We start from the raw sequence: 10,697 nt of genomic DNA, 5'->3' as shown, positions 1-10,697 counted from the left end.
GGGTGTGGGGGGTCGAGCTCGAAGGACTCTACGCACAGAGGCAACTGATCGGCTACGGAAATCTGGTCGGCCCAGTTGGCGCACGATGCCATCATGGACTGCACAACTTCTCAACACCGTTTATGACGAGGTATGGACGAGACCATGACTCGTGCCCCTTTTCGATCACACCATTCACCACCACTGAAACTCCTTCTTTCGGCTTTGGCGGCATCGACGGATAAATGCACCTGTACAGAGCGCGTTTAGCGGCATCGCTACTCTCCAAGTCATTACCAAGTTCAAAAGCCATGCTGATATCGGTATCCGTACAATCAACGATATAGCTTCCGCCCCTTCCTCCACTGAAGCAGGCGGATACCGTTACTTTTCTACCCACATGCTGGTCAACGGACGTGAGAATTTCCTTTACGCTCAATGGCTTGCCACTCTCGCAAGAACTGCATAAAAACCCGAAGAAAATAAACAAGGCTGCTCTCATTCTGGACACCCTCGCTTGCACTGAATTCTCATTGATTCGTCGACTTGCTCTTCAATTTTATCCAGATTGAATCCGCCTTTCCGTGTCCAGATTCCCCACGGCGAATCCACGCCGATGACACCTAGGAAAAGTGCTTCACGCGCGCAGGCTCTTTCCTCGCCCGCTCTTCTTTCTGATCGACGATGCACCATTGGGTACTGCCATGAGTGCCCACGCATTCTTTGATCAAAGCCATGCGAACTGGACCGGCCAGAGTTCTGTAGACACTCAGTCGCCGCTCTGCGCGTAGCGCCTTTCAAACTCTACCGGTGACAGTCCGCCAGCGGAACCATGCCGGCGGATTGGGTTATAGAACATCTCGATGTAGTCGAACACGTCCGATGCCGCCATGGCGCGTGTCGGGTAGATCCGCCGCTTGATCCGCTCCTTCTTCAAGACGCTGAAGAAACTCTCGGCCACTGCATTGTCGTGGCAGTTCCCGCGACGACTCATGCTCGGCACCATCCGGTGCGCTTTCAGGAACGACTGCCAATCGCTGCTGTTGAACTGGCAACCCTGGTCGGAGTGCACCATCACGCCAGGACCTGTTCGCGATAACGGCCCCGCCTGCGGGGCCGTTATGCTTCCATCGAGCATCACGTTACCCCGTCGTTCGCGCAGACATCCAAGCCGATGACGGCAGAAAATGACTGACAGTAGCGACGCCGTCGGTTGCGTCCGGACACCTAATCGGCGCCAGCACGCCGCTAATGTGAGAAATCGAACCAGAAAGGTGCGCGCGCAGGGCATTGAGGTGAGATGACGAGGCTTTTTGCTTCGCTCGCGAGGCTTTTCGGGTTGCCGCCAAGGCAAAAAGCCTCGACGGCGAGCCGTTTAGGTGAGACGACACGGCTTTTTGCTTCGACGTTGAAGTTTTTAGTGGTGACGGCAACGCTATTTGCCTTGCCGCCGAGGCTCTCCGCTCCGGTCGCAAGGCTTTTTGCCTTGCCGCCGCACCACCGAGGTGCGCGCGCGAAGCTCGGCGGCTCGACAGCGAAGCAAAAAGCCTCGCCGCCCCCTCCTGCGCAGCGGATGGAGGCATCCGGCACGATCCCGTCGACGCATCGTGGTGGACGCGAATGTGACCTCCTTGCGCGACCCGTCCGCCGCGCGCGGGCGACCTACCTGGCTACCCCGTGACGCCGCCCGCACGCCGCGCACGTCCGGTAGGTGCCGAAGCGTCCCGGCCGTTCCCCGCCCAACAGGCCACCACAGCCGCAGATCAGCGCGTCGCCGGTGTCCCAGCGCAACAGGCGCACGCTGGTGATGACGCCGAGCAGCACGGACAGCCCCAGCAGCGCGTAGGGTGCCCAGCGCAGCACGCCGCCGAGCGGCGGTGCGAACGCGGCCGGTTCCGCACTGGTGAGCAGCCACGTGGACGCGAACGCCAGCAGCAGGCACGCCAGCGTCGGCAGGTACATCCTGAAAGCCATCCAGTGCAGCTGGGTCATCGCGCTTCCCCTCGGTTCGATGGCGGAGAAGATCGCCCGATGCCGTCGCACGGCGTGATACGCAACGGGTGATACCGGCAAGGAAGCGGCAATACCCGTCGCCTAGAATCTGGGGCCCTCCCCTGCCGGGCCGCTTCCGCATGCACCTCGTCTTCGACGCCCTGCTGATCGACATGGACGGCACGCTGGTGGATTCCACGGCGCGGGTGGAAACGGTGTGGGCCTACTTCTGCCGCGAGCACGGGCTGGACTTCGACGCCTTCATCGCCGGCTCGCACGGCCGGCGCACGATGGACAGCGTGATCGACGCGCTGGGCGATACGCCGTCCAGCCGCGGCATCGCACGCGAGCTGGAAGCGCAGGAAACCGAGGCGACCGATGGCATCGTCGCCTGCACCGGCGCGGCTGCGCTGCTGGCCCCCCTGCCCGCGACCTCGTGGTCGCTGGTCACCTCGGCGGGAAGCGACCTCGCCCGCCGGCGCATGCAGGCGGCCGGCTTCGACCTGCCCGCGTTCGGCGTGTACGGCGAAGACGTCGCCGTCGGCAAACCCGACCCCGCCTGCTACCGGCTGGGCGCGCAGCGCCTCGGCGTACCGATCACCGCGTGCGGCGTGCTGGAAGACGCGCCGGCCGGCATTCTTGCCGGCGTTGCCGCCGGTGCCCGCGTGCTCAGTGTCGGGCCGCGCTTCGACGGGCAACCGGAGGTGGTGGTCAACATCGGCGGGCTGGATGCGCTGCGCGTGTCGATGATCAACGGCAAGGTCCACGTCGACATCCGGACGCAATCGACCGCATGACAGGACCGCGCAGTGACAGGACCGTCTTCGTCCTGCCTCTGCCAGATGCGGTCAGAATCCGGTCGCGGTCACCGTGCAAGCCAACCCCAGCGTGACCGTGCCGCCGCTCGGCAACGCGGGAATCGCCAGGCCGGCCGGCGTTTTCAATGCCGCCAACGCCGTCGCATCCGTGGCCGGGCACAGCGCGCCGCCGGTTGCGGCACACGAGGCGATGGCGGTGCAGTCCAGTCCCGCGACCGCGGGATCGGAGATCGTCGTGCCATCGGCCACGCTGGGACCGTGGTTGGCGACCAGCAGACTGAAGTTCACCACGCTCCCCGGCACGATGGCGCCCGCAGCTGCGAGCGTCTTGCTCATCGAGACCTCGGCGGTGGCCAGTGTGTCGGTGTCGGTGGACGTGTTGTTGGCGGGATTGCTCTCGGTCCGGTTGGCCGGCAGCGCGAGCGTCGCGGTGTTGGCCAGGTCGCCGGTCGCGGCCGCGGCCGTGGTGCCGGTGATGGTAAAGGTCACGCTGCCCGTCGCAGGCAGGCTTGGAATGACGATGCCGCTGCCCTGCATCAACGCGACCGTGGTATTTGCCGCCGTCGGGCAACTCGCGCCACCCGTGGCGCTGCCGCAGGTCACCGACACGGCGGTGAAGTTGGCGACCGCCGGATCGGTGAACACCGCGTTCGCCACCGGATTGGCGCCGGGATTGCTGGCGACGACCGTATACGACATGGCCTGGCCCCGGCGGTATTCGGCCTGGCCATTGGTCTTGCTCACCGCCACGTCGTCGCAGTCGACGGTGAAGCTGGCGCTCGCGCGGTTGTCCTCTGGCTCGATGTCGGCATAACCATCGGTGGCGGAGAACAGCGCCGTGGCGGTGTTGGTGACGGTGGCCCCGCAGGTGGCCGTGGCCGCCAGCGTGGCGCTGAAGCTGAAGGTCAGCGTGCCGCCGGCCGCCATCGTGTAGCCGCCGGGGAACGCGAGATTGCCGGTACCACTGGCCGCCGGACAGGTGGAACCGGCCGATGCCGTGCACGTCCAGCTCGCACCGGTGAGCTGCGCAGGCAGCGTGTCGCTGAGATCGGGTGCGTTGGCAGCGCTGATCGGTGGCGCCTGGTTGCCGGCATCGGACGGATTGATGTCGCGGTTGCGGACGACGACGGTGTAGCCGACCGCCTGCCCCGGATAGACGCTGCTGGCCGACACCGTCTTGGTCACGCGGATATCGGCGGGTGCGGAGGCCACCACGTTGCGCACTTCGTGGATGTTGTTGGAGCCGCCGGTCGTCGCGGCGATGCCGAAGCGCAGCAGCGCGGGCGCCGGGTACGGGAAGTTGAGGTTGTTCAGTACCGTCGTCGGGGAGGCGCCGTTGACGCCATGCGCCACGCTGACCCGATAGCCGCCACTGCCGTTCGGCACCAGGAAGTAGCGCACCCGGTTCGGCGTCGGCCGCGCCGTGGCACCGGGAGCATCGATGCCCGCTGCGATGGTCGCGCCGCCGACATAGGGATTGTCGGCCGACCTCGGGCCGCGCACGACCACGCTGTCGGGACGGTTGCCGGGGCCGTCGTCGTTCGGGCAACGGCCCGTGGCACCATCGCTGGAGAAGTTGCCGAACGCATCCAGGCCCACGCCGAGATAGCCGCCGGCGCCCCAGCAGTAGCGCAACGAGGCACCGTCCAGCGTACCGGCCATCGTCGCGCCGGCGTCGTACAGGAAGAACGAGAGGCCGTCGGCGCCGGTGCCACCCCAGGCGACGTAGTCGAATTCGACCACCACGCCGTTGGACGGCGAGAAGGCGCCGGCCGTATAGAACGCACTGCCCCCCTGGTTGCCGAGGTTGGTGGTCAGGCGCAGCCAGCCGTTACCGGCCGTATCGTTGACGTTGACGGGCAGCGTGCCGCGGCCGGCGGTCAGGATGCCGCTGTCGTTGGTGCCGGCATTGTTGGTGCCATTGATGCTCCAACCGGCCTGGGTGGTGCCCTGGAACGAATCGGAGATCTTGAACTGCGCACTGGCCGGCAATGCGAGGCCGGCCCCCACGGCCACGACGGCCATCATTGCCAGGCACCGTGCACGCGCTGCCGCGCCGCTCCCCGTCTTCGTCATCTAACGCAAACCCCTGTCCGCGGCAGGCGCCCAGCGCGCATGCACACGGCAGAATGTCGGAATGCCGTCACCGTTCAGGACAGTGGGGGCGTGGCGACGGCGACGCGGGTGCGATGGCTTCCGGAACGCAGCTCAGCAGGCCCGGATCACGATCGATGACGTTCGGAATGCGAACTCGAAAACAACCGGCGGTGAGTTCAACCCGTCGGCGTCGAAAACAGGGGTCAGCTCACCAACTGCAGGCGCAGTTCCTTCGGCAAGGCGAACACCATGTTCTCGGGTTCGCCATCGAGTTCGCTGATGCCGCCAGCACCGAGGTCGCGCAGGCGCTGGATGACGCCTTCGATCAAGACGTCGGGAGCGGAGGCGCCGGCGGTGACGCCGACGCGCTGCTTGCCGTCGATCCAGCGCGGGTCGATCTCGTGCGCGCCGTCGATCAGGTACGACTCCACGCCATCGCGCTCGGCCAGCTCGCGCAGGCGGTTGGAGTTGGAGCTGTTCGGCGAGCCGACCACCAGCACCAGATCGCACTGCTTGGCCAGGTCGCGCACGGCGTCCTGGCGGTTCTGCGTGGCGTAGCAGATGTCGTCGTGCTTCGGCCCCTGGATGGCCGGGAAGCGCTGCTGCAAGGCCTGGATGATGCCCGCCGTGTCGTCGACCGACAGCGTGGTCTGGGTGGTGTAGAACAGGTTGCCGGGCTGGCTGACCTCGAGCGTGGCGACCGCATCGATGTCTTCGACCAGGTAGATCTGGCCCACGCCGCCCTCGCGGCTCCACTGCCCCATCGTGCCTTCCACCTCGGGATGGCCGGCGTGACCGATCAGCACCACGTCGCGACCGGCGCGGCAGTGGCGTGCCACTTCGAAGTGGACTTTGGTCACCAGCGGGCACGTCGCATCGAACACCTTCAGCCCGCGCCGATCCGCTTCGTTGCGCACGGCCTTGGACACGCCATGCGCGCTGAAGATGACGGTCGCGCAGTCCGGCACTTCGTCCAGTTCCTCGACGAACACCGCGCCACGCTCCTTCAGGTCGTCGACCACGAAGCGGTTGTGCACCACCTCGTGCCGCACGTAGATCGGCGCACCCAGCGTTTCGATGGCGCGCTTGACGATCTCGATGGCGCGGTCGACACCGGCGCAGAAACCACGGGGATTGGCGAGCAGGACGTCCATAGGATCGAATTCTACCGAAGGCGGGAACTCAGGGGGATGAACCGGTGCCCGCAGCCGAACCCGCTCGGCACGAACGCCCCTCTCCCGCCTGCGGGAGAGGGGAACGGGGTGAGGGCAAACCGCCGCGATGCACCCATAGGGTGGGCCCTGGCCCGCCGTATTGATGCGTCATCGAGCGGCGGGCCAAGGCCCGCCCTACGCGGCTTTCTTCTTGCCGTCAAACAACCCGAACAGCGCAATCCCGATGGCGCCGCCCACCACCGCGCAGTCGGCGATGTTGAACGCCGGCCAGTAATGGTCTCGCCAGTGCCACTGGATGAAATCGATCACGTGGCCGTGGATCTGGCGGTCGATGACGTTGCCCAGCGCGCCGCCGATGACCAGCGCGTACGGCAGCGCCTGGCGCCAGTCGCCGCGCGCGGTGCGAGACAGCCAGAAGCCCAGCAGGCCGCTGATGCCCACCGCCAGCACCGTGAAGAACCACAGCTGCCATCCGCCTGCATCGGCGAGAAAGCTGAAGGCCGCGCCGGTGTTGTAGGTGCGGTACCAGTTCCAGAAGCCGTCGATCACGGGGATGGCGGTGTATTCCGGCAGCGACGCCAGCACCCACGCCTTCGACCACTGGTCGAGGCCGATCACGATGACCGAGAGCAGCAGCCAGGCCAGAGCGTTGCGTTTGGGGCGTGTCGTCATGCCACGTTCTCCTGTAGGAGCGCCCCATGGGCGCGATGCCGTTCCCGGCACGTGCGAGCAGGAGCATCGCGCCCGTGGGGCGCTCCTACAGCGAGGCGGCCCAGCATGCTCAGAACCATCGACGGTCCTCACCCGCACCGTCGATATTCTCGACGCAGCGGCCACACAGCTCGGGATGCGCGGCATGCTCGCCGACATCGGCACGATGGTGCCAGCAGCGCACGCACTTGCGCTTGGTGGTCGGCGTGGCCAGCACGAAGATCTCGTCGGCGCTGACTTCGCTGACGGTGACGTCGCCGCTGATGAAGAAGAAACGCAGTTCCTCGGCCAGCGGCTGCCACTTGGCGGCGGTCAGGGCGTTCACCGACACGGTGATCTCCGCTTCCAGCGCGGCGCCGATCAGGCCATTGGCGCGCATAGGCTCCAGCACCTTGGCGACCTGCTCGCGCAGGGCCAGCAGCTGGTCGAAGTCGGCGGCGTTGAGCGCGGCGCCTTCCGGCAGTGGGGCCAGGCCGTCGTACCAGGTGGCGAACAGCACGTTTTCAACGCGCTCGCCCGGCAAGTAGCCCCACATCTCGTCGGCGGTGAAGCTGAGCACGGGCGCGATCCAGCGCACGAACGCCTCGGCGATATGGAACATCGCACTCTGCGCGCTGCGACGGCCGCGCGAATCCTCGCGCATCGTGTACAGGCGATCCTTGGTGACGTCGAGGTACAGCGAACCCAGGTCGACGCTGCAGAAGTTCAGCAGCGCCTGCACGATCTCGGCGAAGTCGTAGCGATCGTAGGCGGCCTTGATCTTCTCCTGTACCTCGTAGGCGCGATGCACGATCCAGCGGTCCAGCGCGACCATGTCGGCCGGCGCGAGAAGATCGCGCGACGGGTCGAAGCCGTTGAGGTTGCTGAGCAGGAAGCGCGCGGTATTGCGCAGCCGGCGGTACGCATCGGCATTGCGCTTCAGGATTTCCTGCGACAGCGACATCTCGTTGCTGTAGTCGGCGCTGGCGATCCACAGGCGCAGGATGTCCGCGCCCAGGGTCTTCATGATGTCCTGCGGCTCGATGCCGTTGCCGAGCGACTTGGACATCTTGCGGCCGTGCTCGTCCACGGTGAAGCCGTGGGTGAGGCACTGCTTGTACGGCGCGGCCTTGTCGATCGCCACGCCGGTCAGCAGCGAGGACTGGAACCAGCCGCGGTGCTGGTCCGAACCCTCCAGGTACAGGTCGGCCGGCTTGCCGAAGCCACGCTCCAGCAGCACGCCTTCGTGGGTCACGCCGGAATCGAACCAGACATCGAGGATGTCGGTGATCTTGTCGTAGTCCTTCGCTTCGTCGCCCAGCAGTTCGGTCGCGTCCAGCGTGTACCAGACGTCGACGCCTCCCTGCTCCACCCTGTCGGCGACCGCACGCATCAGCTCGACGCTGCGCGGGTGCGGCTCGCCGGTTTCGCGGTGCACGAACAGCGCGATCGGCACGCCCCAGGTGCGCTGGCGCGAGATCGTCCAGTCAGGACGGCCATCTACCATGCCGGCGATGCGCGCTTCGCCCCACTGCGGGAACCAGCCGACGTGCTTGATCGCCTCGAGCGCATCGGCGCGCAGGTTGGCCTGCTCCATCGAGATGAACCACTGCGGCGTGGCGCGGAACGCGATGGGTGTCTTGTGGCGCCAGCAGTGCGGGTAGCTGTGCTCCAGCTTGCTGAAGGCGAGCAGCGCGCCGCTCTGCTTCAGCACCTCGATGATGGTGTCGTTCGCCTTCCAGATATGCAGGCCGGCGAGTTCGACGCCATGCGCGGCCGGCGTGGACGGCAGGTAGACGCCGCGGCCGTCGACCGGGTTGAGCTGCGCGGCGGTGTACTTGTCGAGCAGGCCGTACTGCTTGCTGACGACATAGTCTTCCTGGCCGTGGCCGGGCGCGGTGTGCACGGCACCGGTACCGTCCTCGGCCGACACGTGGTCGCCGAGCAGCACGGGGATGTCGCGGGTGTCGTAGAACGGATGCGCGAACAGCGCGCCTTCCAGCGCACTGCCCTTCATCCGGGCGTGCACGACCACGTCGGTGACGCCGTAGCGCTGCAGCGCGCGCGCGGCGAGCGCATCGGCCAGCACCAGCCAGCGGCGCTTGCCGTCATGCGCGGGACCTTCGACCAGGGCGTACTCGAGATCCGCACCGACCGAGATGGCCAGCGACGCCGGCAGCGTCCACGGCGTGGTGGTCCAGATCGGCAGCGCGACCTCGACATCGGTCGGCACGTCGACGCCGAACGTCTTCGCCAGCGCCTGCGCATCGCGCGCGGCGTAGGCGACGTCGACCGCCGGCGACACCTTGTCGGCGTATTCGATCTCCGCTTCGGCCAGTGCCGAGCCGCAGTCGAAGCACCAGTGCACCGGCTTCACGCCGCGCGTCAGGTGCCCGTTGGCGACGATCTTCGCCAGTGCGCGGATCTCGTTGGCTTCGAAGCGGAAGTCCAGCGTCTTGTACGGGTTGTCCCAGTCGCCGATCACGCCCAGGCGCTTGAAGTCCTTGCGCTGGATCTCGATCTGCGACTCGGCGTATTCGCGGCACTTCTGCCGGAACTCGACCGCGTCCAGCTTCACGCCGACCTTGCCGAACTTCTTCTCGATGGCGATCTCGATCGGCAGGCCATGGCAGTCCCAGCCCGGGACGTAAGGCGCATCGAAGCCGGCCAGGTAGCGCGACTTGACGATGATGTCCTTGAGGATCTTGTTGACCGCGTGGCCCAGGTGGATCGCGCCGTTGGCGTACGGCGGGCCGTCATGCAGCACGAACAGCGGGCGCCCCTTGGCGTTGTCGCGCAGCTGCGCGTACAGGCCCTGGCTTTCCCAGCGGGCCAGCGTGTCCGGCTCGCGCTTGGGCAGGTCGCCGCGCATCGGGAAATCCGTGGCGGGCAGATGGAGGGTCGCTTTGTAGTCCTGGCTCACGCCGTCGCTCGTCGTTGATGTTCGGAAAGGATCCCGCGCGCGTCGTCGGCGTCGCGGTGCATCTGCACGGTGAGGCTGGGCAGATCGGGGAATTTCAGTTCGTCGCGCAGCTTGGCGACGAATTCGACCTCGAGGTGGCGCCCGTAGAGGTCGCCGGCGAAGTCGAACAGGTGCGCTTCCAGCAGCGGCTCCACGCCATCCACCGTCGGCCGCGTGCCGAAGCTGGACACCGACGGCCACGGACGGTCGCCGACGCCGTGCACCCAGGTGGCATAGATGCCGGACAACGCCGGCGTCTTCGGGAAGCGCAGGTTGGCGGTCGGGAAACCGAGCGTGCGGCCGAGCTGCTTGCCGCGCACGACGCGCCCGCCGATGGCGTACGGACGGCCGAGCAGGCGCTCGCCGGTGGCAAAGTCACCGGATTTCAGCGCTTCGCGGATGCGGGTGCTGGAGACGCGGTCGCCATGCGCGTGCACAGGCTCGATCTCACCGGCGCTGAAACCGAGCTCACCGCCCATCGCCTGCAGCAGGGCGAGATCACCGCCGCGGCGGTGGCCGAAGCGGAATTCGGGGCCGATCCAGACTTCACGGGCATGCAACCGGCCCGCCAGCAGCGTGTGCGCGAAGTCCTCGGCGGACATCGCGGACAACTTCGCATCGAAGCGCAGCAGGCCGACGTGGTCGGCGCCCAGTGCCAGCAGACCTTCCACCTTCGTCCGCGCCAGCGTCAGCCGCGGCGGCGGATTGTCCTTCGCAAAGAACCCGCGTGGCAGCGGCTCGAACGTCCCCCCCACCGCCGGTACGATCAGCGCACGGGCACGCGCGACGGCGTGCCGCACCAGCGCACGGTGGCCCAGGTGCAGGCCATCGAAGGCGCCGATGCAGACCACGCTACCGTGCGGGCACAGAGGCCCGCCATCGACGTCACGGAACAGCCTGCTCATGGATTCCTGTCAGGACGGATGCGCCGGGCGGCGGATCCGGGATGGTGCAAGACCCTGAAGTATAGCCGGCCCCGCCTTT

At 66.7% G+C, this 10,697-nt stretch carries 9 protein-coding genes and 1 pseudogene; 2 read left to right on the top strand and 8 right to left on the bottom strand.

Annotated features, from left to right (window positions below; all coding sequences use genetic code 11):
• On the top strand, positions 1-224 hold a 224-nt coding region (locus tag CSC78_RS19115), incomplete at its 5' end, for a hypothetical protein (protein ID WP_238391335.1).
• A 524-nt stretch (positions 225-748) separates the two neighbouring features.
• On the opposite strand, the pseudogene CSC78_RS17885 reads toward CSC78_RS19115, so the two are convergent.
• From CSC78_RS17885 to CSC78_RS17875, 3 genes and pseudogenes are all read right to left on the bottom strand, one after another.
• Positions 749-1,057 (bottom strand): annotated as a pseudogene (locus CSC78_RS17885) (IS3 family transposase); the annotation flags it as partial.
• A gap of 170 nt (positions 1,058-1,227) precedes the next feature.
• The gene (locus CSC78_RS17880) at positions 1,228-1,569 is read right to left on the bottom strand and encodes a hypothetical protein (protein WP_162339219.1); all 342 of its coding nucleotides are present in this window, start codon (positions 1,567-1,569) and stop codon (positions 1,228-1,230) included.
• A gap of 72 nt (positions 1,570-1,641) precedes the next feature.
• The gene (locus tag CSC78_RS17875; RefSeq protein WP_162339218.1) at positions 1,642-1,971 is read right to left on the bottom strand and encodes a hypothetical protein; all 330 of its coding nucleotides are present in this window, start codon (positions 1,969-1,971) and stop codon (positions 1,642-1,644) included.
• 140 nt (positions 1,972-2,111) lie between these two features.
• On the opposite strand from CSC78_RS17875, the gene CSC78_RS17870 reads away from it, so the two are divergent.
• Positions 2,112-2,768, top strand: a complete 657-nt coding sequence (locus CSC78_RS17870) for an HAD-IA family hydrolase (RefSeq protein WP_162339217.1) — start codon at positions 2,112-2,114, stop codon at positions 2,766-2,768.
• 51 nt (positions 2,769-2,819) lie between these two features.
• Here CSC78_RS17870 and CSC78_RS17865 read toward each other — a convergent pair whose 3' ends face one another.
• The 5 genes from CSC78_RS17865 to CSC78_RS17845 form a co-directional block, all read right to left on the bottom strand.
• Positions 2,820-4,817, bottom strand: coding sequence for a DUF11 domain-containing protein (locus CSC78_RS17865; RefSeq protein ID WP_162339216.1), 1,998 nt, complete (start codon positions 4,815-4,817; stop codon positions 2,820-2,822).
• Between the two features lie 272 nt (positions 4,818-5,089).
• Entirely contained in the window at positions 5,090-6,040 is a 951-nt protein-coding gene (gene ispH, locus CSC78_RS17860) for a 4-hydroxy-3-methylbut-2-enyl diphosphate reductase (protein WP_162339215.1), read from the bottom strand.
• A gap of 195 nt (positions 6,041-6,235) precedes the next feature.
• Entirely contained in the window at positions 6,236-6,733 is a 498-nt protein-coding gene (gene lspA, locus CSC78_RS17855) for a signal peptidase II (RefSeq protein ID WP_162339214.1), read from the bottom strand.
• 109 nt (positions 6,734-6,842) lie between these two features.
• On the bottom strand, positions 6,843-9,674 hold the full coding sequence (ileS, locus tag CSC78_RS17850) for an isoleucine--tRNA ligase (RefSeq protein WP_162339213.1): 2,832 nt from the start codon (positions 9,672-9,674) through the stop codon (positions 6,843-6,845).
• Positions 9,671-10,618 carry a bifunctional riboflavin kinase/FAD synthetase gene (locus CSC78_RS17845; protein WP_162339212.1) on the bottom strand — a complete coding sequence of 316 codons (948 nt, stop codon included), beginning with the start codon at positions 10,616-10,618 and terminating at the stop codon, positions 9,671-9,673. The genes ileS and CSC78_RS17845 overlap by 4 nt, the downstream gene beginning before the upstream one ends.
• Positions 10,619-10,697 lie beyond the last annotated feature (79 nt).

It is taken from the genome of Pseudoxanthomonas japonensis (genome assembly GCF_010093445.1).
Taxonomy (GTDB): Bacteria; Pseudomonadota; Gammaproteobacteria; order Xanthomonadales; family Xanthomonadaceae; genus Pseudoxanthomonas_A; species Pseudoxanthomonas_A japonensis.
This window is presented reverse-complemented; position numbering and strand designations above follow the sequence as displayed.

Coding starts and splice junctions, on each gene's coding strand:
- CSC78_RS17875 (WP_162339218.1), bottom strand. CDS start 1,971: ATGACCCAGCTGCACTGGATGGCTTTCAGGATGTACCTGCCGACGCTG.
- CSC78_RS17870 (WP_162339217.1), top strand. CDS start 2,112: ATGCACCTCGTCTTCGACGCCCTGCTGATCGACATGGACGGCACGCTG.
- CSC78_RS17865 (WP_162339216.1), bottom strand. CDS start 4,817: ATGATGGCCGTCGTGGCCGTGGGGGCCGGCCTCGCATTGCCGGCCAGT.
- ispH (WP_162339215.1), bottom strand. CDS start 6,040: ATGGACGTCCTGCTCGCCAATCCCCGTGGTTTCTGCGCCGGTGTCGAC.
- lspA (WP_162339214.1), bottom strand. CDS start 6,733: ATGACGACACGCCCCAAACGCAACGCTCTGGCCTGGCTGCTGCTCTCG.
- CSC78_RS17845 (WP_162339212.1), bottom strand. CDS start 10,618: ATGAGCAGGCTGTTCCGTGACGTCGATGGCGGGCCTCTGTGCCCGCAC.